Origin of the sequence: Enterobacter cloacae complex sp. (assembly GCF_900322725.1) — a bacterium.
Taxonomy (GTDB): domain Bacteria; phylum Pseudomonadota; class Gammaproteobacteria; order Enterobacterales; family Enterobacteriaceae; genus Enterobacter; species Enterobacter quasihormaechei.
This window is the reverse complement of the sequence record NZ_LT991957.1, coordinates 3,228,960-3,252,105: the sequence shown is the minus strand read 5'-3', so window position 1 is coordinate 3,252,105 and position 23,146 is coordinate 3,228,960. Positions and strand designations below refer to the sequence as shown.

General features: G+C 56.1%; 19 protein-coding genes, 1 pseudogene and 1 other annotated feature. Of the genes and pseudogenes, 9 read left to right on the top strand and 11 right to left on the bottom strand.

Going from position 1 to position 23,146, the window contains the following annotated elements; all coding sequences use genetic code 11:
* Window positions 1-144 precede the first annotated feature (144 nt).
* Window positions 145-1,821 carry a YbaL family putative K(+) efflux transporter gene (gene ybaL, locus DBR02_RS16055; RefSeq protein WP_107534822.1) on the top strand — a complete coding sequence of 559 codons (1,677 nt, stop codon included), beginning with the start codon at window positions 145-147 and terminating at the stop codon, window positions 1,819-1,821.
* A gap of 81 nt (window positions 1,822-1,902) precedes the next feature.
* Here ybaL and DBR02_RS16050 read toward each other — a convergent pair whose 3' ends face one another.
* The 9 genes from DBR02_RS16050 to DBR02_RS16005 form a co-directional block, all read right to left on the bottom strand.
* On the bottom strand, window positions 1,903-3,207 hold the full coding sequence (locus tag DBR02_RS16050) for an inosine/guanosine kinase (RefSeq protein WP_107534821.1): 1,305 nt from the start codon (window positions 3,205-3,207) through the stop codon (window positions 1,903-1,905).
* 62 nt (window positions 3,208-3,269) lie between these two features.
* Window positions 3,270-4,232, bottom strand: coding sequence for a ferrochelatase (gene hemH / locus DBR02_RS16045; protein WP_063451657.1), 963 nt, complete (start codon window positions 4,230-4,232; stop codon window positions 3,270-3,272).
* Between the two features lie 124 nt (window positions 4,233-4,356).
* The gene (adk, locus tag DBR02_RS16040) at window positions 4,357-5,001 is read right to left on the bottom strand and encodes an adenylate kinase (protein ID WP_006809841.1); all 645 of its coding nucleotides are present in this window, start codon (window positions 4,999-5,001) and stop codon (window positions 4,357-4,359) included.
* Between the two features lie 195 nt (window positions 5,002-5,196).
* Window positions 5,197-7,071 (bottom strand): molecular chaperone HtpG, encoded by a 1,875-nt coding sequence (gene htpG, locus DBR02_RS16035; RefSeq protein WP_063869013.1) that lies wholly within the window; start codon window positions 7,069-7,071, stop codon window positions 5,197-5,199.
* A gap of 110 nt (window positions 7,072-7,181) precedes the next feature.
* Window positions 7,182-7,787 carry a recombination mediator RecR gene (gene recR, locus DBR02_RS16030; RefSeq protein ID WP_006809843.1) on the bottom strand — a complete coding sequence of 202 codons (606 nt, stop codon included), beginning with the start codon at window positions 7,785-7,787 and terminating at the stop codon, window positions 7,182-7,184.
* Window positions 7,787-8,119 (bottom strand): YbaB/EbfC family nucleoid-associated protein, encoded by a 333-nt coding sequence (locus DBR02_RS16025; protein ID WP_003858972.1) that lies wholly within the window; start codon window positions 8,117-8,119, stop codon window positions 7,787-7,789. The genes recR and DBR02_RS16025 overlap by 1 nt, the downstream gene beginning before the upstream one ends.
* A gap of 53 nt (window positions 8,120-8,172) precedes the next feature.
* Window positions 8,173-10,101: a DNA polymerase III subunit gamma/tau gene (gene dnaX / locus DBR02_RS16020; RefSeq protein ID WP_107534820.1), complete on the bottom strand. Its 1,929-nt coding sequence runs from the start codon at window positions 10,099-10,101 to the stop codon at window positions 8,173-8,175.
* Window positions 8,779-8,843 (bottom strand) — a sequence feature (DnaX frameshifting element). (Overlaps the previous gene by 65 nt.)
* Before the next feature lie 88 nt (window positions 10,102-10,189).
* Entirely contained in the window at window positions 10,190-10,741 is a 552-nt protein-coding gene (apt, locus tag DBR02_RS16015; protein WP_000127359.1) for an adenine phosphoribosyltransferase, read from the bottom strand.
* Window positions 10,742-10,892: 151 nt separating this feature from the next.
* Entirely contained in the window at window positions 10,893-11,270 is a 378-nt protein-coding gene (locus DBR02_RS16005) for a DUF454 family protein (RefSeq protein ID WP_063451660.1), read from the bottom strand.
* A 50-nt stretch (window positions 11,271-11,320) separates the two neighbouring features.
* On the opposite strand from DBR02_RS16005, the gene priC reads away from it, so the two are divergent.
* Both priC and rsmS read left to right on the top strand, forming a co-directional pair.
* Window positions 11,321-11,848: a primosomal replication protein N'' gene (priC, locus tag DBR02_RS16000; RefSeq protein WP_107534819.1), complete on the top strand. Its 528-nt coding sequence runs from the start codon at window positions 11,321-11,323 to the stop codon at window positions 11,846-11,848.
* A 14-nt stretch (window positions 11,849-11,862) separates the two neighbouring features.
* Window positions 11,863-12,049: pseudogene (rsmS, locus tag DBR02_RS15995) on the top strand (pleiotropic regulatory protein RsmS).
* A 1-nt stretch (window position 12,050) separates the two neighbouring features.
* Here rsmS and mscK read toward each other — a convergent pair.
* Window positions 12,051-15,398 (bottom strand): mechanosensitive channel MscK, encoded by a 3,348-nt coding sequence (gene mscK / locus DBR02_RS15990; protein WP_063869022.1) that lies wholly within the window; start codon window positions 15,396-15,398, stop codon window positions 12,051-12,053.
* 113 nt (window positions 15,399-15,511) lie between these two features.
* Entirely contained in the window at window positions 15,512-16,165 is a 654-nt protein-coding gene (gene acrR, locus DBR02_RS15985; protein ID WP_107534817.1) for a multidrug efflux transporter transcriptional repressor AcrR, read from the bottom strand.
* 141 nt (window positions 16,166-16,306) lie between these two features.
* Between acrR and acrA the strand changes: the two genes are divergently transcribed.
* From acrA to DBR02_RS15955, 6 genes are all read left to right on the top strand, one after another.
* Complete coding sequence (acrA, locus tag DBR02_RS15980; protein ID WP_063451665.1) at window positions 16,307-17,500, top strand: multidrug efflux RND transporter periplasmic adaptor subunit AcrA; 1,194 nt, start codon at window positions 16,307-16,309, stop codon at window positions 17,498-17,500.
* 22 nt (window positions 17,501-17,522) lie between these two features.
* Complete coding sequence (gene acrB, locus DBR02_RS15975) at window positions 17,523-20,669, top strand: multidrug efflux RND transporter permease subunit AcrB (RefSeq protein ID WP_063451666.1); 3,147 nt, start codon at window positions 17,523-17,525, stop codon at window positions 20,667-20,669.
* A gap of 509 nt (window positions 20,670-21,178) precedes the next feature.
* Window positions 21,179-21,553 (top strand): Hha toxicity modulator TomB, encoded by a 375-nt coding sequence (tomB, locus tag DBR02_RS15970; RefSeq protein ID WP_006809850.1) that lies wholly within the window; start codon window positions 21,179-21,181, stop codon window positions 21,551-21,553.
* Between the two features lie 27 nt (window positions 21,554-21,580).
* Window positions 21,581-21,799 (top strand): HHA domain-containing protein, encoded by a 219-nt coding sequence (locus DBR02_RS15965; RefSeq protein WP_010428174.1) that lies wholly within the window; start codon window positions 21,581-21,583, stop codon window positions 21,797-21,799.
* A gap of 207 nt (window positions 21,800-22,006) precedes the next feature.
* The gene (gene maa, locus DBR02_RS15960; RefSeq protein ID WP_107534816.1) at window positions 22,007-22,558 is read left to right on the top strand and encodes a maltose O-acetyltransferase; all 552 of its coding nucleotides are present in this window, start codon (window positions 22,007-22,009) and stop codon (window positions 22,556-22,558) included.
* Window positions 22,559-22,674: 116 nt separating this feature from the next.
* Entirely contained in the window at window positions 22,675-23,142 is a 468-nt protein-coding gene (locus DBR02_RS15955; RefSeq protein ID WP_107534815.1) for a YlaC family protein, read from the top strand.
* Window positions 23,143-23,146: the final 4 nt, after the last annotated feature.

Below are 23,146 nucleotides of genomic sequence, written 5' to 3'. Positions count from 1 at the left end.
ACCTGCCCTTTTTCACGCTTATTGCCTTTTTATTCCTGTTTCAACAATTATTCATAAACATAAGGGTAAAAATTGTCATAAACTATTAATCGGCTTTTTGGTATTTGCACCAAAAATGGATCACCCATCGCGAAAGGAGACGGAATGCACCACGCCACACCGCTTATCACCACCATTGTTGGTGGACTTGTGCTCGCTTTTATCCTCGGCATGATTGCCAACAAACTGCGTATTTCGCCCCTGGTAGGCTATTTGTTAGCAGGCGTGCTGGCAGGACCGTTTACGCCTGGTTTTGTCGCAGATACCAAACTTGCACCGGAGCTGGCGGAACTGGGCGTTATCCTGCTGATGTTTGGCGTCGGTCTGCATTTTTCGCTGAAGGATCTGATGGCGGTAAAGTCGATCGCCATACCGGGAGCGATCGCCCAGATAGGGGTGGCGACGCTGCTGGGCATGGCGCTTTCGGCGGTGCTGGGCTGGTCAATCATGACCGGCATCGTATTTGGGCTGTGTCTTTCAACCGCCAGTACCGTGGTGCTGCTGCGCGCGCTTGAAGAGAGACAGCTGATAGACAGCCAGCGCGGGCAAATCGCGATCGGCTGGCTGATTGTAGAAGATCTGGTGATGGTGTTGACGCTGGTGCTGCTGCCCGCCGTCGCCGGGATGATGGAAAAAGAGAATATCGGCTTCGCCTCACTGGCGCTGGATATGGGCATTACCATCGGTAAGGTGGTAGCGTTTATCGCCATCATGATGCTGGTGGGCCGTCGTCTGGTGCCGTGGATCATGTCCCGCAGCGCCGCTACCGGCTCGCGTGAACTGTTTACGCTTTCGGTCCTTGCGCTGGCGCTGGGCATTGCCTTTGGCGCCGTCGAGCTGTTCGACGTCTCCTTTGCGCTGGGTGCGTTCTTCGCCGGGATGGTGCTGAATGAGTCCGAACTGAGCCACCGTGCCGCGCACGATACCCTGCCGCTGCGCGATGCGTTCGCGGTGCTGTTCTTTGTCTCCGTCGGGATGCTGTTCGACCCGATGGTCCTGATTCATCAGCCGCTGGCCGTGCTGGGCACGCTGGCAATCATCATCTTCGGTAAGTCGCTGGCGGCCTTCTTCCTGGTGCGGATGTTCGGCCACTCGCCGCGCACGGCGCTGACCATCGCCGCCAGCCTGGCGCAGATTGGTGAGTTTGCCTTTATTCTGGCCGGTCTGGGCATGGCCCTGAACCTGCTGCCGCAGGCGGGGCAAAATCTGGTGCTGGCGGGGGCGATCCTCTCCATCATGCTGAATCCGGTATTGTTTGCCCTGCTGGAAAAATACCTCGAGAAGACCGAAACCCTCGAAGAGCAGACGCTGGAAGAGGCAACGGAAGATGAGAAGCAGATCCCGGTGGATATCTGCAACCACGCGCTGCTGGTCGGCTTTGGCCGCGTCGGCAGTCTGCTCGGCGAGAAGCTGATGGCGCAGGGCATTCCGCTGGTGGTGATTGAGACGTCACGCACGCGCGTGGATGAGCTTCGCGAGCGCGGCATTCGTGCGGTGCTGGGCAACGCGGCTAACGAAGAGATTATGGAGCTTGCGCATCTGGACTGCGCCCGCTGGCTGCTGCTGACGATCCCGAACGGGTACGAGGCCGGTGAGATCGTGGCGTCCGCGCGCGAGAAGTGCCCGGGTATTGAGATCATCGCCCGAGCGCACTATGACGACGAGGTGGACTACATCACCGAGCGCGGCGCGAATCAGGTGGTGATGGGCGAGCGTGAGATTGCAAACACCATGCTGACGCTGCTGACGAAGCCGCCGGTTGAAGAGGCGGTGACGGGGTAAAAAAAGCCTGCTGGCGCTACGCTTAGCAGGCCTACAAGCAGCCCCGGTAAGCGTAGCGCCACCGGGGTTTTCTTTTAACAATCAACGATCCCAGTACGCCTCTTCGAGGCTGTCTTCCCGTTCCGGCAGCCCTCGCGTTAAGCGCGGCGAATGCTGGTTCAGCACCTGATAGCTCACGCGGTTCGCGTACTTGCACACCTGCGCCAGCGAGGAGTAGGTCAGCCAGGTGAACTTGTGTTTGCTGGAGTTCGGCACGTTGGTTTTATGGTAGGCGTTAGCGGTGATGTCGTGCAGCAGCGCGGCCAGCGCGCCGTCGCCCGCGCCGTTGGTGTTCATGATCTTCTCGGGACCGCCCATATACGGTGCGATGTGGGAGAAGATGCGCAGCGGGTTTACGCAGTCTTTATGACGCATGGCGCGGCTGAATTCGTACTGGTTAAATTCGGCAATCGCCCCCGGCAGCAGCGGGTGCTGGGTTTTGCGCTTGCTCTCTTCTTCCGTGAATCCCGCCATGTACAGCCCAACCGGACCGGCGGTGCAGAGCACCAGATCCACCCAGTCCAGCGCTTTATCGGACGCCAGCAGCGGATCGCTTTCGCCGGTCAGCGCTTCGGCCTCTTCTTCGTTCATCGCCAGAATGGAGACGTGCTCCTTCAGGAAGGCCTGCCACCACGCCGGGTTGTCGGCAATCACGAATTTGGTGCCCAGCGTCAGGACCACCGGCACGTTGTATTTCTTCGCGTACTCAATCGCCTTCATGGTCGCTTCAGGCATCGGCTCGCCCGGCTTGCAGCGCACCAGGTAGGAGGTCAGCACCAGCGCAGACGCGCCCGCGATCACCTCTTCCGGGATACTTTCGGCGCGCAGCTTGTTCATATGGCCTGGGCTGATGGCGAAGGTCCGTTCGCCGGAATCGCTAATCAGCGTAAAACAGCGGCCAATCGGCCCGTCAACGCCCTGCAAATAGTTCAGATCGGTGCGGCTGGAGGTATTGCACAGGTAGCGGTAGGCATAGCCACCGATTTCGATATTGCTGCACATCACGCCAAGCAGGACCGAGCGGTCATCTGCCAGCACGGAGTAGTTGTGCATGGTGTTACCGATGGTGCCGCCGGCAAACTGGTGGGTGATGAGATTGTCGCGCTTCAGCTCCTGATACAGCGCTTCAGCAACGTCATCCTCAATCACCAGCGAGTGCCCGGCGCTCAGACCATAACGAGCGACAAACGCGTCATCCACTTTGGCTTCAATGTCCACCAGCGTCTGATCGATACCCACCACCCAGGCTGCGCTGGTTTCGCTTTCCGGCTGGATTTGCTGTAGCAGCGGATCGCGGGCATCGACGGGGAAATAGTGTTTGGACTTACGTTTACCGGGAAATTTCATGGTCTGAACTGTGTAAAGAATACGGGCCGGGAATGGTAGCACAAACCCGGCCCGTAACGCGATCAGCGGCGAGTGGTGACCAGCGACACCATCATGTCGATGTGTTCAGGGGAGTCGTTAAGCGCCGGAATGTATTCGTATTTCGTTCCGCCCGCCTCCATGAAGAACTCTTTGTTCTGGACGGCAATCTCTTCCAGCGTTTCCAGACAGTCCGCCGAGAAGCCCGGCGACATCACCTGAATATGCTTCACGCCCTTCTCGCCCAGCATTTTAAGCGTTTCATCGGTATACGGCGTGAGCCACGGCTCGCGGCCAAAGCGCGACTGGAAGGTCATCATCACTTTCTCCGGCGGCAGGCCGAGCGCAGAGACCAGCTCGCGGGTCGTATCGCGGCAGCGCTGAGGGTAATCATCCCCTTCGTTAGCGAAACGCTGCGGAATACCGTGATAGGAAAGCAGCAGCAGATCCGGCTCGCCATGTTTTTCAAACGACGCGCGCACGCTGCTGGCGAGCGCCTGAATATACAGCTCGTTATCGGCGTAGTCGCGGATAAAGGTAATACCGGGAATACGGCGGCGGGTCGCCAGAATGCGCGCCAGTTCATCCCAGACGGCAGCCACCGTGGAGCACGAATACTGCGGGTAAAGGGCGAGCACCACGATGTGCTCAACGCCCTGCGCCAGCAGAGAATCGACGGCGCTGGCCAGCGAAGGCTTACCGTAGCTCATGCCGAGCGCAACGGGCATGTCCGGCAGGCGGGCGGCCAGCGCTTTTTCCTGACGACGGCTGTAAACCATCAGCGGCGAGCCCTCTTCCATCCACACGGACTGATAGAGCTTTGCCACACGCGGAGAACGAATCGGCAGAATAACGCCACGCAGCAGTGGCCACCACAGCAGTCTTGGGGTATCCACGACGCGCGTGTCGCTTAAAAATTGTCGCAGGTAGCGTTTTACCGCCGCTGGAGTAGGTGCTTCTGGGGTGCCCAGATTGGCAAGCAGGATGCCGGTTTTCGCCTGACTCATTCACGCCTCTTAACCATTTGATAGGTTGTCAATTGTAGCGGAAATGCGTTTAAACGAAACCCATTGCTGTAATAGGTAAGATGAGAATTTTTCTCACCCGGAATTCCGGGTGAGAGAGGTGCGGTTAGCCGAGGATTTTTTCCAGCTCTGCACGTACGTCAGCCACGGCTTTGGTGCCGTCAACTTTTGCGTATTTGGTGTTACCCGCCTGCGCTTCTTTGGTGTAGTAGCCGATCAGCGGCGCGGTCATCTGATGGTATTCCACCAGGCGCTTACGCACGGTCTCTTCCTGATCGTCTTTACGGGTGGTCAGCTCTTCGCCGGTCACGTCGTCTTTACCTTCAACCTTAGGCGGGTTGAATTTGATGTGGTAAACGCGGCCAGAAGCAGCGTGCACGCGACGGCCAACGATACGGTCAACGATCAGCTCGTCCGGCACGTCGAACTCCAGCACGTAGTCCACGTTGATGCCCGCTTCTTTCATGGCGTCAGCCTGAGGAATGGTGCGCGGGAAGCCGTCCAGCAGGAAACCGTTGCGGCAGTCTTCCTGAGCAATGCGCTCTTTGACCAGCGCGATAACCAGCTCGTCGGTCACCAGCTTGCCTGCATCCATGATGTCTTTAGCTTGTTTGCCCAGCTCGGAGCCAGATTTAACAGCGGCACGCAGCATGTCACCGGTAGAGATTTGCGGAATACCGTATTTCTCCATGATGAACTGAGCCTGAGTTCCCTTACCCGCGCCCGGAGCGCCAAGCAGAATAATACGCATTGCGAAAATCCCCTCAAATGTCGATTCAATTTTTCAAAAGCGCTAAACAATACCACCAGAACGGGTATCGCTCAAGGAAGGCGGGGAGGCTGAAACGGTTAATGAGGGGAGATAATTTGGGAGAGTGCGGTCTGGTGCCCTCACCCCGGCCCTCTCCCACGGGGAGAGGGAGAAGACCAGGGGAGACGTGGTCAGTTACGCCAGCAGCAGCGCATTCACACGTTTAATGAACAGGTTAGGATCTTCCAGGGTGCCGCGCTCGGCCAGCAGGGACTGATCCAGCAGCAGCTCAACCCACTCGGCGAAGCGGGCTTCGTCCTGAGTATCCGCCGCGCGTTTCACCAGCGGGTGATCCGGATTAAGCTCAAAGATATATTTCACTTCCGGCACGGCCTGGCCCGCCGCAGCGAACAGTTTCGCCATCTGGGTGCTCATTTCGTCCGCATCGGTGGTGACAATCGCCGGAGTATCGGTCAGACGGTGCGTGAAGCGCACCTCTTTCACGCGGTCGCCCAGCAGGGTTTTCACGCGCTCAACGAACGGCTCCAGCGCCTTCTCGGCTTCTTTCGCGCTTTCGTCCACTTCATCCGCCAGCTTGTCGATGGACTCGTCAGCTTTGGCAACGGACTGGAACGCCTTACCGTCGAACTCGGTCAGGTAGTTCATCATCCACTCGTCGATGCGGTCAGACAGCAGCAGCACTTCGATGCCTTTCTTACGCAGCAGCTCCAGGTGCGGGCTGCTCTTCGCTGCCGCATAGCTGTCGGCGGTGATGTAGTAGATCTTCTCCTGTCCTTCCTTCATGCGGGAGACGTACTCTTCCAGCGACACGGTTTGTGCGGAAGAGTCGGTGTGCGTAGAGGCGAAGCGCAGCAGCTTAGCGATAGCTTCCACGTTCGCGGTGTCTTCCGCCGGACCTTCTTTCAGCACCAGGCCGAACTGTTTCCAGAAGGTCTGGTATTTTTCCGCGTCGTCTTTCGCCAGTTTTTCCAGCATCTGCAACGCACGTTTGGTCAAGGCGTTACGCAGATTACGGGTGACGGTGCTGTCCTGGAGGATTTCACGAGAGACGTTCAGCGGCAGATCGTTGGAGTCTATCAGGCCACGAACAAAGCGCAGATAGTTCGGCATGAACTGCTCGGCGTCGTCCATAATGAAGACGCGCTGCACGTACAGCTTCAGGCCGTGCTTGTGATCGCGGTTCCACATGTCCCACGGTGCCTGCGCCGGAATGTACAGCAGGCTGGTGTACTCCTGCTTCCCTTCCACGCGGTTGTGGCTCCAGGTCAGCGGGTCGGTAAAGTCGTGAGCGATGTGCTTATAAAACTCGTTGTACTCGTCGTCTTTGATTTCAGCCTTGTTACGCGTCCACAGCGCCTGCGCCTTGTTGATTTTCTCCCAGGAAACCACGGTTTCACCGTCTTTCTCTTCCTGTTTTTCAATCTCTACCGGCAGCGCGATGTGGTCGGAATATTTGCTGATGATGGAGCGTACGCGCCAGTCGTTCAGGAAATCATCTTCCCCTTCGCGCAGGTGGAGGGTGATTTCGGTGCCGCGATCCGCTTTGGTGATGTCATCAACGGTGTATTCGCCTTCCCCTTTGGATTCCCACAGCACGCCGTTCTCGGCGCTGTCGCCTGCCGCGCGGGTGCGCACGGTGACTTTGTCCGCCACGATGAACGCCGAGTAGAAGCCCACGCCGAACTGACCGATCAGCTGGCTGTCTTTCGCCTGGTCAGAGCCCATGGACTCGAGGAACGCTTTGGTGCCGGATTTAGCGATGGTGCCAAGGTGGTCGATCACCTCGTCGCGATTCATCCCGATGCCGTTATCGGCAATCGTCAGGGTGCGGTTCTCTTTATTGAAAGAGACGCGCACGCGCAGCTCGCCGTCGCCTTCATACAGATCCGGGTTGGACAGCGCACGGAAGCGCAGCTTGTCCGCCGCATCGGAGGCGTTGGAAATCAGCTCACGCAGGAAAATTTCTTTGTTGGAATACAGGGAATGGATCATCAGGTGCAGAAGCTGTTTCACTTCTGACTGGAAACCACGGGTTTCTTGTCCTTTCATCTAAGTCGACCTCAACAATGCCATTTAATGGGGTTGTAAAACGTTGAGTGAGAGATGGGGATAAGGGGGGAAATTTTCAAGCGGAGGCCGCGCACGCAGCCTCCGTTTGGTCAGAAAATAATCTTGTGACGTCCGGCCAGAGAGTGCGACAGCGTGGTGCCGTCGACCATCTCCAGCTCGCCGCCAACCGGCACACCGTGGGCGATGCGGCTGGCGTCAACGCCGTACTGCGCGCACAGCTCGGCGATATAGTTGGCGGTTGCCTCCCCTTCCACCGTGGGGTTGGTGGCGAGGATCACCTCTTTGATCGTCTCGGACTCAAGACGCTGTTCAAGGCGATCGAGACCAATATCGTCCGGGCCAATGCCGTCCAGCGGGGAGAGGTGCCCCATCAGCACGAAATAGCGGCCGGAGAACTGCCCGGTTTGTTCGATGGCGTAGATGTCCGCCGGACTCTCCACCACGCAAATCTGGCCGTTTTCCTGACGACGCGGGTTCGTGCAGATGTTACAGACGTCCTGCTCGGTAAAGGTCCGGCAATCCGCACAGTGACCAATTTCTGACATGGCGCGGGTCAAAGCCTGCGCCAGGCGCATCCCGCCGCTGCGGTCGCGCTGCAATAGCGTAAACGCCATACGCTGCGCCGACTTCGGGCCAACGCCCGGCAGGCAGCGCAGTGCTTCCATTAACTGCGTGAGCAGCGGACTGGTTTGCATCAGAACGGCATCTTAAAGCCCGGCGGCAGCTGCATACCGCTGGAAACAGAGGCCATTTTCTCTTTCTGGGTTTCGTCGATACGGCGAGCGGCATCGTTAAACGCGGCTGCAACCAGATCTTCCAGCATCTCTTTGTCGTCTTCGAGCAGGCTCGGGTCGATTTCAACGCGACGGCAGTTATGCGCACCGTTGATGGTCACCTTGACCAGACCGGCACCGGATTCACCCGTGACTTCCAGCTGAGCGATCTCTTCCTGCATCTTCTGCATTTTTTCCTGCATCTGCTGAGCCTGCTTCATCAGGCCACCCAGACCGCCTTTTCCACCAAACATAGGCTTCTCTCTTCTTTCACGTTAAGGATTACAACCGTAAGTCAGACTCACGATCAAAGGGGGCGAATACTCTCTTCATCCAGATCGGCGTCGAAGAACCGGCGCAGGGTCTGGATGTTGTTATCCGCGATAATCGACTCGCGCGCCTGCGCGAGCTTCTCTTCATAAATCGCCTGTCGCCACTCGAGCGGTGTTTTCACCGCCGGATTATCATCTTCAATGATAGTCAATTCAACCGGCATGCCCTGTAAAGCGGCGAGCGCCTCGGCCAGCGCCTTTTGCGCGCCGGGGGAGTTGAGGTGCCGCTGGCCGGGACGCAGGTGCAGACGCACCTGATTGCCTTCCTGCTCTTTCCAGGCGTTCAGCGCGACCTGCTCCACCAGTTTCGGCAGTTGCAGTTTGCTGACCTCAGCGGCCCAGGCGTCGCGCGCGATGGACTCTTCGGCAAGCCTGGCGGAAAGCTCCGGCGTTTTTTCATGCTCCAGCGCCTTTTTCAGCGCTTTCGGCGTGGCGACCACTTCCTTGACCGTCTCAACAACGGTGGTCGCCTTCCAGCGGTAAGCCTCTTCTTTAGCCGGGGCTTTCTGCTCGAGCGCGGACGGTGCCGGGCGCGACTGTACGCGCTCCGTTACCGAAGCCAGTCGTTCAAGCGCGGCGTTGTTCACCGGCCGCGCTCTTCCTGGCGCTGCCGGTTCACTCTTTTTTGGTTTGGTTGCTCCCTGCGCACGCTGCAACTGGCTTCGTGCGGCAAGCACCGAACTGGTGGCATCCGACAGCGGCACGTTTTGCGGCGGCGGCGATGCCGGCTGCGGTGGCACCTGCTGCGGTGACATTACCGCGGTCGGCGCAACCGGCGCAAAGGACTGTCGGGGCGTTTCCGGCTCCGGCAAGGGCATACGCGGATGGAAAGCCAGCGCGCGCAGCAGCGTCATCTCAACGCCCATCCGGCGATCCGGCGCAAACGGCAGCTCTTTGCGGCCAATCAGCAGGGTTTGATAATAAAGCTGCACGTCAGCCGGCGGCACGGTGCGCGCAAGTTCACGCATCCGCTGCTCAATGGTCGCCATGTCCGCGCCAATGGCCGACGGGGACAGTTGCAGCATCGCCACGCGGTGCAGCAGGCTGAGCATCTCGACCAGCAGCGCTTCCCACTCAATACCACGGGCGGCGGCATCGTTGACGAGCGTCATCACCCGCTCACCGTTGGCGGCGATCATCGCTTCGATAAGCGACAGCGCCTGATCGTCATCCAGCGTGCCGAGCATGGTGCTGACCGCCTCGGTGGAGAGCTTACCGTCACCGCTGGCAATCGCCTGATCGGTCAGGCTTAGCGCATCGCGCAGGCTGCCGTCCGCCGCACGGGCCAGCAGTTGCAGCGCGCGCGGTTCATGAACAATGTTCTCTTCATCGAGAATATGCTCAAGCTGAGCGCGGATCTGCTCAACGTCCAGCGCCTTCAGATGGAATTGCAGGCAGCGCGACAGGATCGTGACCGGCAGCTTTTGCGGATCGGTGGTTGCCAGCAGGAATTTAACGTGCGCAGGCGGCTCTTCCAGCGTTTTCAGCAGGGCGTTGAAGCTGTGGCGCGACAGCATGTGCACTTCATCGATCAGATAGACCTTGAAGCGGCCGCGCGCCGGGGCGTACTGCACGTTGTCGAGCAGATCGCGGGTGTCTTCCACCTTGGTGCGCGAGGCGGCGTCGATCTCGATCAGATCGACAAAACGCCCCTGCTCGATCTCGCGGCAGTTGTCACACACGCCGCACGGGGTGGCGGTGATCCCGGTTTCGCAGTTCAGACCTTTTGCCAGCAGACGGGCAATAGAGGTTTTACCGACGCCGCGGGTGCCGGAAAAAAGATAGGCGTGATGGATGCGACCTAGCGACAAGCCGTTCGCCAGGGCCGTCAGCACATGTTCCTGACCGACAACGTCAGCAAAGGTTTGTGGTCGCCATTTACGGGCTAACACCTGATAACTCATGGGCAGGCTCTGCAACGCTGGAAGGTGAATTAATGGAGGGGAATGCTATCACAACCTCACCCATTGAGCGAGGTTGTGAGATACGGGATTAATGACCCGGGAAAGGCACCAGGCTGTAGCTGGTAATACCCTGTTTTTCCAGGCGCTGCTCGCCGCCGAGATCGAACAGGTTGATGATGAATGCCGCGTCGGTCACTTCACCACCCAGACGACGGATCAGCTTGACGGTCGCTTCAATGGTGCCGCCGGTGGCCAGCAGATCGTCCACCACCAGCACTTTGTCGCCGGGCTTGATGGCATCAACGTGAATTTCCAGCTGATCGGTGCCGTATTCCAGCTCATAGCTCTCGGCGATGGTTTCACGCGGCAGTTTGCGCGGCTTACGCACCGGCACAAAACCCACGCCCATCGCCAGCGCAACCGGTGCGCCAAACAGGAAGCCGCGGGCTTCGGTACCTACTACTTTGGTGATCCCGGCGTTTTTATAACGCTCGACCAGCAGTTCAATGCTGAGCGCGTACGCTTTCGGGTCTTCCAGCAAGCTGGTGACATCACGGAAAAGAATGCCAGGCTTTGGATAGTCCTGGATACTTTTGATGCTATTTTTCAGATATTCAAGCTGCTGTGCAGTTGCGGTCATCGGTTTGTGCCTAAATGAAACAGTGTTACTCACGGCGCGCGACGAGTCGGTCAAAGTAACAGTTGTTTAACCTTTGACCAGGCGCACCTGTGCTCGAAAACGGTCGAATTTACTGGCTGCGCGCCATAATTGCAACCGCCATGATGAGGCTTCAGTGCTTTTGTTGCTTTTCATCAACCACGGGGATCCGCCACATGAAGATCAGCAGGCAGGCCAGGATCGCCAGCAGCAGAATACGCACCCACATCATTTTCACCAGCCATAACGAAACGGCGAAGGTGATCAGGATAAAGGCAATGGCGCGCGGCTTAGCCCCAGGCGGCATGGCCCGGTGTTTTTGCCAGTAGCGCAGGTAGCCGCCAAACCACGAGCGGTACAGGAGCCAGTGGTGAAAACGCGGCGACGAGCGGGCGAAGCACCAGGCGGCCAACAGGATGAACGGCGTGGTCGGCAGCAAGGGCAAAACCACACCTAGCGTACCCAGCACTACCGCGAGCCAGCCAATGATGATTAAAATAGTACGCTGCATAATGCGAATCGTTATCAAACTGAACGGCTACTTTACCACTGGAGAGCGCATTGAAAACAGCACTGCTTCTTGAGAAGCTGCAAAATCAGCTGATCGCTCTGCGGGCGCAGGCCACGCCGCTGATGGGACACGCCACGCTGAAACCGCGCTTTGACCGGCAGCTTTTCCGCACCCACAGCACTCTCATTCAGGATTACCTTGCTGAGATGCAGACCAACCTCGATGAGCTTCGCCACGCGGTTGAGCATGAACAGCAGGAACAGGTGGCGTGGCTTGCAGCGCATCTTACCGAGCAGATCACCGCCCTGCACCGCGAACTCGCCGCCTGGCCGCTACGGGCGTGGGACAGCGCCTCGCCTGGTCTGGGAAAATGGCAGCGCAAGCGGCTGGAGACCCAGGAGTTTGAGCGGCGTCTGTTTGAGATGAAGCGCGAGCGCGAAGCCCGCCTGAACAACAGCGAAACGCTGGAAGAGCAGCAGCTCTTAATGCGTGAAATCAGCGCGCTGCAAGGCCGTATCGTCCGCTGCCGTCAGGCGCTGGACGACATTGAGCGCGTCATTGAACGCCTGACCCGTTAACAGGAGCCACACTGATGTCACTGGAAAATGCCCCCGACGAGGTCAAGCTGGCCGTCGATTTAATTATGCTGCTGGAGAATCATGAGATCCCGCCGGAGACGGTGCTGAAGGCGCTGGAGATTGTGCGGCGAGATTTTGAAGGAAAGGTGAAGGCCGGTTGCCCTCACCCTGGCCCTCTCCCTTGAGGGAGAGGGAAAATAGTTTAGGCGGGAGTCGGATCGTCACCCTTAATCTCGCGCTTCACTTCCGTATGCTCGTCACCTTTCTCGTTGCGCAGGTGCACCTCAAGCTGGTTAAAGGCGATATTGATGTTGTTTTCACGGCACAGGCGATCGATGGTGCGGTTCAGCTCGTCGACGGTGTAGCTGCGATCGCGCAGTTCACGCACGTATAAGCGCAGCTCATGATCCAGCGTGCTCGGCCCAAACGTGGTGAAAAATACGTCAGGGGCAGGATCGTGCATCACTTTCGGGTGCGAGTTAGCCGCTTTCAGCAGCACCTCTTTGACCTTATCCAGATCTGAGCCGTAGGCCACCCCGAGGCGGATCACTACGCGGGTGGTCGTGTCGGAGAGGGACCAGTTGATCAGTCGCTCGGTCACGAAGGCTTTGTTCGGGATGATCACCTCTTTACGATCGAAGTCAGTGATGGTGGTCGCACGGATACGGATCTTGCTGACGGTCCCGGAGAAGGTGCCGATGGTGACGGTATCGCCGATACGCACCGGACGTTCGAACAGGATAATCAGGCCGGAGACAAAGTTACCGAAGATCTCCTGCAAGCCGAAGCCCAGACCCACCGACAGCGCCGCCGCCAGCCACTGAAGCTTATCCCACGAGACGCCCAGCGAGCCGAATACCGTCATCGCCCCGACAATAATAATGACGTAGTTCAGGATGGTGGTAATGGCATACGACGCCCCCTGACGCAGGTTCAGCCTTGAGAGCACCAGCACTTCCAGCAGGCCAGGCAGGTTGCGAATCAACGCCCAGGCAACCACTGACGACACCAGCGCAAAGAGCAGGCTGCCCATGGTGACGCTTTTCATTACCGCAGCGCCCGCTTCGGTGCCGTTGTATTGCCAGAGGGTGATACTGTCGAGGTAGGCGAAGACGGTAATGAGATCAGACCAGATGGCCCAGAACATCACCGCAAACAGCGCGATCATCACCAGCATGGTAATACGCATCGTTTGCTGGTTGACCTGCTCCAGCGCAATAGTCGGCTCTTCCTGCGGCTCAGCCCCTTCAGCCCCCTCTTTAACCTGATGCTGTCGACGGGCAACAGCACGACGATAAGCGATGCGGCGCGCCGCCACGCTCAAACCGCGCAGCACGGTCTGGAACAGCAGGTTCCACACAATCACCAGATAAACCGTTTCAATCCAGCGACCTGACAGACGAAGCGTGGTATAGAAGTAACCCGTTGCCGTCAGCACCATCAGCGCCAGCGGAATGAACGCCAGCACCGTTACGGTAACCAGGCGAAGATTGTGGGACTCTTTATCACGCCAGCTATCGCGGCACATCGGCCACATCAGGACGGCTATCAGCAGCAGGTTCAGCATAATCACCAGCTGTCCGAGCACGTCATCCATCAGATGCAGCGGAGAAAGCTCGGCCACAACGGACCAGAAGTGCAGCGGCAGCAGCGCGAGGCTGATACGCACAATCTGGCGACGCCAGTGGCTGGTAAGTTTCTCCGGCATGTTGAAGTGGCGGACGGCGACGCCATCTTTTTCCAGCACTTTCCAGCACAGGCCAAACACCAGCCAGAACAGCGCCAGCTTTTTACTGAACGCCCACAGCAGGTCGCTGATATTGAGCTGCATGGTCAGCAGGATCAGGCCGACGGCGAGGATCAGCAGGCAAACCGGCAGCGCGCGGATCAGATCGATCAGGATCGCTTTCGGCGTGTGCAGCTGGCTGTCGTTACGCAGTTGCCCCACTTCCGAGGCCAGCTTCGCCTGATACTGTTTCAGCCATTTCAAACGCCAGCGGATCACGCCGGCGATAAGCAGCAAAGGCAGGCCCGCCAGGAAGGCAATCATCACCGCAGGCCAGGCTTTCTCCCAGTTCACGGTAATTTTCATGCTTTTGATCTGGGATTTCAGCGTTTCAGGGAAAGATTTAAACCAGTCCCAGTCCATGGGTTTGTTGCTGTTCACCCAGAAAATCTGCTGGGTCAGGATCTCCTGTAGGCTTTTAGATACGCTCATCAGCTGCTGCTGGTTGATTTGCAGGTTAATCGCCATCATCAGCTGGTTGCCCAGCTGCTTATTAAGCTGATCGAGCAGTTCGCGGCGCATATCCACCACCTGCAACAGCGCGTCGTGAACTTCACCGTTCACTTCACTTGAATGGCCCTCTTCCACTTTGGCAACAAACGTGTCGCTCTGGAACAGGGCATCGCGCTGCTGGTTAACGTCAAACTGTTCAAGACGCAAATCCGCAATGCGGTTGGTCATGTCCTCCAGCTCGTCGGCGGACGGCAGCGTCTGCTGCTGCTGGTAGAGAATGCGCGACAGCAGCAGGCTGCCCTTCAGGACGGCAATCTGCTCTTTGATATTGCGCTCGGCCTGCAAAGCGCGATCCAGCCAGTTTTTGACTTTAATATTCTGCTGCACCAGCGCGCTGCCGCTTTCAGTTGCCTGAATCAGGCGTTCGCTCAGCTGATGGTTAATCTCCAGCTCCTGCTTCACCAGCGGATTGGCCTGGATGCGCGCCGTTTCGTCTGGCGAAACCGCTTCCTGCGCCGTTTTTTCGGTCAGCGTCAGGCGCTTGCTGTTCACCGCTTCCTGCAACAGCTGAAGCTGATGCTCGAGCCGGTTGATATTCGCGTTCACGTAGTCACGCTGTTTTTGCAGCGCGTCCTGCAACACCGTGTTGCCTTCCAGACTCTTACGCTGCTGTTCAATCTCCGCGTTCAGCAGTGTCTGCTGAATGTTCAGCAGCGTTTGCTGGCTCGGACGAAGCGCCCCTTCCCCCACGGTGATGCCATTCAGACGGTTACGTATCTGCTGGAGCTGTTGCGATGCGGAATACATGGCGTTCTGCACGCGCTCAGGCTGGGTTTGCAGTGAAACCAGCTGGCTGTTGTAGGTCGAGAGATCGGACTGCGCCGTTTGAAGATCGTCCAGCAGTTGCGCCACGCGCGACTCAAGCTGGCGCAACGACAGGGTGGCGAGCGTTTTCCGGGTTTCATCATCGTTATCAACGTCGCTGAGCGCGTTCAGCGCCTCCGTTGCTTTACGCATGTTCTCCGGTGCCTGAGCAACCTTCTGCCGTAGCTGGGCCGTTTCGGCTTTGATGCGATCGATCTTATCCAGCGTTTCCAGGGTTTCCGTCAGGTCCTGCTGAACGAGCTTTTCCTGAGCGGAGAGATCTTTCTGTTTATTCAGGGTGTCGAGTTGCGACTGAACCTCGGCACGCGTCGGAACGTCACTGCCGTTGTCTGCACGGGCCCAGGAATGCGGTGCGGCTGCAAAGAAAAACAGCAGGATCAAAAAAACGGCCAGAACAGAATGTGTCGAGCGATAGGTGTGCAGCATAGTCGTGAATGTGATCTGAGAAATGACCGAAAATAGTCGGGCGTGAAGAATATCACGCCCGCCTGAAGCAGAATAGCGGGAAGGTTATCCTCTAAGACATTTCCTGGACAGGTTCAGGCAGTCAGCGGCGGTTCCTCGCTGCGGAGAGTCGGACAAAGCTGGCACATCTCAAGGAAGATCGCGACGTAGCTGCGTGCCTCTGCTTTCAAATCAAACGACTGCGGAGCAAAAAGCCAGTTTTCCATCAGGCCGGAAATATAGCTGCGCATCAGGATCGCCGCCCGGCGCGTTAACAGCGTGGCGGGAAGCATGTCGGCCTGCATACATTCCTTAAGAACCTTCTCGATGCGGTCATAGCTTTCCAGACACAGGTCGCGCTGTGCCTGCTGAACCACCGCCATTTCGCCAACAAATTCACATTTATGGAAAATGATTTCCATCATCAGACGTCGGCGTTCTTCCACAACGGTCGCTTCAAGGATATATACTAATATTTCTCTTAATACTGAGAGTGGATCGTGAGGGAATTTTGCCCGATACTCAGTCTCAAGATCGCTAATGCTGGACTCTGAAAGCTCCCAGATTTCACCAAACAGATCTGACTTGTCTTTAAAATGCCAGTAAATCGCTCCCCGCGTGACGCCCGCGGCCTGAGCAATCTGCGCCAGCGAGGTTGCCGAAACACCCTGCTGTGAGAACAAACGCATTGCCACATCCAGAATGTGTTGTCGGGTTTCCAGCGCTTGTTGTTTGGTTTTTCGTGCCATACGTTGATGAATTTACAGGAGTCAGATTTACATACATTTATGAATGTATGTACCATAGCATGACGATAATATAAACGCAGCAATGGGTTTTTAGACTCAGGACCCTTGATCAATTTGAAATCGGACACTCGAGGTTTACATATGAACAAAAACAGAGGGTTAACGCCTCTGGCGGTCGTTCTGATGCTCTCAGGCAGCTTAGCGCTTACAGGATGTGACGACAAAGAGGCTCAACAAGGAGCTCAGCAGGTGCCAGAAGTTGGCGTGGTGACGCTCAAATCCGAACCTCTCCAGATGACAACAGAACTACCGGGCCGCACCAGCGCCTACCGCATTGCGGAAGTGCGTCCGCAGGTGAGCGGTATCATCCTGAAACGTAACTTCACCGAAGGCGGTGATGTCAAAGCAGGTGAGTCTCTGTATCAGATTGATCCAGCAACCTACCAGGCGTCTTATGAAAGCGCTAAAGGCGATCTGGCGAAAGCAGAAGCGGCAGCCAAAATTTCGCAGCTGACGTTGAATCGTTACAAGAAACTGCTCGGCACGCAGTACATCAGCCAACAGGATTATGATTCTGCCCTGGCCGATGCGCAGCAAGCCAACGCGGCCGTTGTGGCGGCGAAAGCGGCGGTAGAAACCGCGCGTATCAACCTGGCCTACACCAAAGTGACCTCCCCTATCAGCGGTCGCATTGGTAAATCTGCCGTCACCGAAGGTGCACTGGTGCAGAACGGTCAGACCAACGCGCTGGCCACCGTGCAGCAGCTTGACCCGATCTACGTTGACGTTACCCAGTCCAGCAACGATTTCCTGCGTCTCAAACAGGAGCTGGCCAGCGGTCAACTGAAACAGGAAAACGGTAAAGCCAAGGTTGAACTGGTTACCAACGACGGTATCGAGTTCTCGCAGACCGGTACACTGGAATTTTCTGATGTGACCGTCGATCAGACCACCGGCTCAATCACCATCCGGGCCATTTTCCCGAATCCGGATAAAACGCTGCTGCCGGGTATGTTCGTACGCGCGCGTCTGGAAGAAGGGACGAACCCAACCGCCATTCTGGTTCCTCAGCAGGGTGTGACCCGTACGCCACGCGGCGATGCGAGCGCGCTGGTTGTGGGTGCCGATAACAAAGTCGAAACGCGCAATATCACCGCAACGCAGGCGATTGGCGACAAGTGGCTGGTAACGAAAGGTCTGAAAGATGGCGATCGCGTGATTGTAACCGGTTTGCAAAAAGTTCGTCCTGGCGCGCAGGTCAAAGCTCAGGAAGTGAAATCTGACGACAAACAACAAGCGTCTGCCGCTGGCCAGTCAGAACAAACCAAGTCTTAACTTAAACAGGAGCCGTTAAGACATGCCTAATTTCTTTATCGATCGCCCCATATTTGCGTGGGTGATCGCCATTATCATCATGCTGGCCGGGGGACTTGCGATCCTGAAGCTGCCTGTTGCGCAATATCCAACGATTGCGCCACCGGCAGTAACGATCTCCGCAACCTACCCGGGCGCTGATGCGAAAACGGTGCAGGATACCGTTACGCAGGTTATCGAACAGAACATGAACGGTATCGATAACCTGATGTACATGTCCTCAAACAGTGACTCAACCGGTACGGTTCAGATCACCCTGACCTTTGAATCCGGTACGGATGCGGACATTGCACAGGTTCAGGTGCAGAACAAATTGCAGCTGGCGATGCCCCTGCTCCCGCAGGAAGTGCAACAGCAGGGCGTGAGCGTCGAGAAATCGTCCAGTAGCTTCCTGATGGTTGTCGGCGTGATCAACACCAACGGCACCATGACGCAGGAGGATATTTCCGACTACGTGGGCGCCAACATGAAGGATGCCATCAGCCGTACGTCCGGTGTGGGTGACGTTCAGCTGTTCGGTTCTCAGTACGCGATGCGTATCTGGATGGATCCGAATAAGCTGAACAACTTCCAGCTGACGCCGGTTGACGTGATCAACGCCATCAAAGCGCAGAACGCCCAGGTTGCCGCCGGTCAGTTAGGCGGTACGCCGCCGGTGAAAGGCCAGCAGCTTAACGCGTCTATCATCGCGCAAACGCGTCTGACCTCTGCGGATGAGTTCAGCAAAATTCTGCTGAAGGTGAATCAGGACGGTTCTCAGGTTCGCCTGCGTGACGTGGCGAAAGTGGAGCTGGGCGGCGAGAACTACGACGTTATCGCGAAGTTCAACGGCAAGCCGGCATCTGGTCTGGGTATCAAACTGGCGACCGGCGCGAACGCCCTGGACACCGCGACGGCTATCCGTGCAGAGCTGAAGAAGATGGAACCGTTCTTCCCGTCAGGTCTGAAAATCGTTTACCCGTATGACACGACGCCGTTCGTAAAAATTTCGATTCACGAAGTGGTAAAAACCCTGGTTGAGGCGATCATCCTCGTCTTCCTGGTTATGTACCTGTTCCTGCAAAACTTCCGCGCGACGCTGATCCCAACCATCGCCGTACCGGTTGTATTGCTCGGGACCTTCGCGGTTCTGGCGATATTTGGCTACTCGATAAACACCCTGACGATGTTCGGGATGGTGCTCGCCATCGGCCTGCTGGTGGATGACGCCATCGTGGTGGTCGAAAACGTCGAGCGTGTGATGGCGGAAGAAGGCCTGCCGCCGAAGGAAGCGACCCGTAAATCGATGGGTCAGATCCAGGGCGCGCTGGTCGGTATCGCGATGGTACTGTCTGCGGTATTTATCCCGATGGCCTTCTTCGGTGGCTCAACGGGTGCGATTTACCGTCAGTTCTCCATCACCATCGTGTCAGCGATGGCGCTGTCCGTGCTGGTTGCGCTGATCCTGACGCCAGCCCTGTGTGCGACGATGCTGAAGCCGATTCAGAAAGGCGGTCACGGCGAGCACAAAGGGTTCTTCGGCTGGTTTAACCGCATGTTTGATAAGAGCACGCACCACTACACCGACAGCGTGGGGAACATTCTGCGCAGCACCGGTCGTTACCTGCTGCTCTACATCATCATCGTGGTAGGGATGGCCTTCCTGTTCGTTCGTCTGCCAAGCTCGTTCCTGCCAGATGAAGACCAGGGCGTGTTCCTGAGTATGGCTCAGCTTCCGGCCGGTGCGACGCAAGAGCGTACGCAGAAAGTGCTGGATGAGATGACCGACTATTTCCTGACTAAAGAGAAAGACAACGTCGAATCCGTGTTTGCGGTTAACGGCTTTGGCTTCGCGGGTCGTGGTCAGAACACCGGTATTGCCTTCGTTTCTCTGAAAGACTGGTCTGAACGTCCGGGCGACGAGAACAAAGTTGAAGCGATTACCGGCCGTGCAATGGCTACCTTCTCGCAGATTAAAGACGCGATGGTCTTCGCCTTTAACCTGCCCGCGATCGTGGAACTGGGTACGGCGACCGGCTTCGACTTCCAGCTGATTGACCAGGGCGGTCTGGGCCACGAAAAACTGACTCAGGCGCGTAACCAGCTGTTTGGCGAGGTGGCAAAACACCCTGACCTGCTGGTGGGCGTGCGTCCTAACGGTCTGGAAGATACGCCGCAGTACAAGATCGATATCGACCAGGAAAAAGCGCAGGCGCTGGGTGTGTCCATCAGCGACATCAACACCACGCTGGGTGCTGCCTGGGGCGGTAGCTACGTCAACGACTTCATCGACCGCGGTCGCGTGAAGAAAGTGTACGTCATGTCCGAAGCGCAGTACCGCATGCTGCCGAACGATATCAACAACTGGTACGTTCGCGGTAGCGATGGCCAGATGGTGCCGTTCTCATCCTTCTCAACGTCACACTGGGAATACGGTTCGCCGCGTCTGGAGCGTTATAACGGTCTGCCGTCGATGGAAATCCTCGGTCAGGCAGCGCCGGGCCGAAGCACCGGTGAAGCCATGAACCTGATGGAAGAGCTGGCCAGCAAACTGCCTGCGGGTATCGGCTACGACTGGACCGGCATGTCCTATCAGGAACGTCTGTCCGGTAACCAGGCCCCTGCCTTGTACGCCATTTCACTGATTGTGGTGTTCCTGTGTCTGGCGGCACTGTACGAGAGCTGGTCGATTCCGTTCTCCGTTATGCTGGTGGTTCCGCTGGGGGTTATCGGTGCGCTGCTTGCTGCAACGTTCCGTGGGCTGACCAACGACGTATACTTCCAGGTGGGCCTGCTGACAACCATTGGCTTGTCGGCGAAGAACGCGATACTTATCGTCGAATTCGCCAAAGATCTGATGGAGAAAGAAGGTAAAGGCCTGATTGAAGCTACGCTGGAAGCGGTTCGTATGCGTCTGCGTCCAATCCTGATGACGTCCCTGGCGTTTATCCTGGGCGTTATGCCGCTGGTTATCAGTTCAGGTGCAGGCTCCGGCGCGCAGAATGCGGTAGGTACAGGCGTTATGGGCGGTATGGTCACCGCGACGGTGCTTGCGATCTTCTTCGTGCCGGTGTTCTTTGTGGTGGTTCGTCGCCGCTTCAGCCGTAAGAATGAAGATGTTGAGCACAATCATTCGGTAGAACATCACTGATACCGGTTTCACATGATAAAAAGGCCGCATTTGCGGCCTTTTTCATTTTCAGAAAAGATCATAAAATAGACCTATTGTCGTTCTATTTATTTTCTTCATTTTTATAAGGCCTGGCATAATAGGCCGAAAATCAATACGAAGAACTCAGCATTCTTTTATTATCATTTCGCGGCGTAAATTATTCGGACTATTCCTAACTTAAAGAAAATATCTGAGATATCTGGTTCCGGACTTCACATCAAACTTTGCGCTAACTCAATGAATTTTAAGGAACCGATAAAAAACTGCGTTTTTTACTGATTAAAGCGTTCCCTGCTAAAGGAACATTTGCGTAAAGGCTCGCACAGTAACGTTTTAATTGTAATTTTTCGTAATAGCGCGATGAAATCTTGATCAGAGTGGCTTATAGTTAGAGTTATCAGGAACACAGCTCCCGTGTAGCTAAGCAAGTTGTATCCATCCCGACATGATGTTCGGTGAGTAAAAAATCACTCAGAAGGGGATGCGCTATGGACGAGTACTCGCCAAAAAGGCATGATATCGCGCAGTTGAAATTTCTCTGCGAATCCTTGTACCATGACTGCCTCGCCAATCTTGAAGAAAGTAACCATGGCTGGGTGAACGATCCAACGTCTGCTATCAATTTACAGCTAAACGAGCTGATTGAGCATATCGCTACCTTCGCACTTAATTATAAAATTAAGTACAATGAAGATAATAAGTTGATAGAGCAAATTGATGAATACCTGGACGACACCTTTATGTTGTTCAGCAGCTACGGCATTAACGCACAGGATTTGCAGAAATGGCGTAAATCAGGAAACCGTCTATTTCGCTGCTTCACGAATGTCAGCAGAGCTAATCCGGTTAGTCTTTCCTGTTAAAATTATTACAATTACTAAGGTGAATTTATGTCTGATAAACCATTAACTAAAGTCGATTATTTGATGCGCCTGCGACGCTGCCAGTCAATTGACACACTCGAGCGGGTTATTGAGAAAAATAAATACGAGCTGTCCGATAATGAACTGGCGGTATTTTATTCAGCTGCCGACCATCGTCTTGCTGAACTGACCATGAATAAACTGTATGACAAGATCCCCACTTCGGTATGGAAATTTGTTCGTTAATCGTTGAAGAGAGACTGTAAAGGCACTACGCCCGTTGTTAAGCTAAATTTACCTTCGAACTACGCTTCAAGTGCAAACGCCAGGTTCCCGTGTAAAACGTATCTATGCTCAAGAATGTTGTGACTACCGTCACAGCCATTTTTAGGGAACGTTCCCTTTCTGGCTAATCCTCTTTACGCTACGTAAAACGATTCCAGTGAGGTTCCCATGAGTGAAGAAAAACAGAAGATGATTGCAGGTGAATATTACCGCCCTAGCGACGACACGTTAAGGGCTGACCGTTTACGCGCGCGTCATCTTATTCACCGCTATAACCATACCGCCCCCGATGAGAAAGCCGAACGACGCGCCTTGTTAGCTGACCTGCTGGCTCAAAGCGAAGGCGCCTATATAGAGCCGAGCTTCCGCTGCGACTACGGCTATAACATCTACCTGGGCAACAATTTTTACGCTAACTTCGACTGCGTTATGCTGGACGTCTGCCCTATCCGCATTGGCGATAACTGTATGCTCGCGCCGGGAGTGCACATCTATACGGCCACGCATCCCCTGGACGCGACCGCGCGTAACAGCGGGCTTGAGTATGGCAAACCGGTCACCATAGGCCACAACGTCTGGATTGGCGGACGGGCGGTCATTAACCCGGGCGTGACCATTGGCGATAATGCGGTTATCGCGTCCGGTGCGGTTGTGACCAAAGACGTGCCGGCCAATGCGGTCATGGGCGGAAATCCCGCGAAAATCATTAAAATGCTCTAAGGCCACCCTGAGTAACTGTTATGCTTTTTCCCGGCATAACTGTTACTTTCCACGCCTGACCCCCTCTCATAAAATAGGCAGATCACCTGTATTTTCAATATGTATAAAGGCAAAAAATGACAGAGATACAGCGCCTGCTTACCGCCACCATCGACGATCTCAATGCCCGCGAAAAGCGCGACAATCGCCCGCGCTTTAGCATCAGCTTTATCCGTAAACACCCCGGACTGTTCGTTGCGATGTACGCCGCCTGGCTGGCAACGCTTATCGTCATGCTGCGGTCCGAAACGCTGGTCGATTCCGTCTGGCTGCTGGTTGTGCTGTTCGTGGTGTTTAACGCGTTCTTCTTTTTCGACGTTAACCCGCGCTACCGGTATGAAGATATCGACGTGCTAGATTTCCGCGTGTGCTACAACGGCGAGTGGTACAACATGCGCTACGTGCCGCCCGAGCTTATTGACAGCATCATGCGCTCACCTTCAGTCGAGGCCGGGCTTAAAGAGAAGCTGCAAAAAATGGTGGCGAGGAAGGGAGAGCTTTCGTTTTATGACGTTTTCACGCTCTCTCGCCCTGCTAACGGCTAGCAGG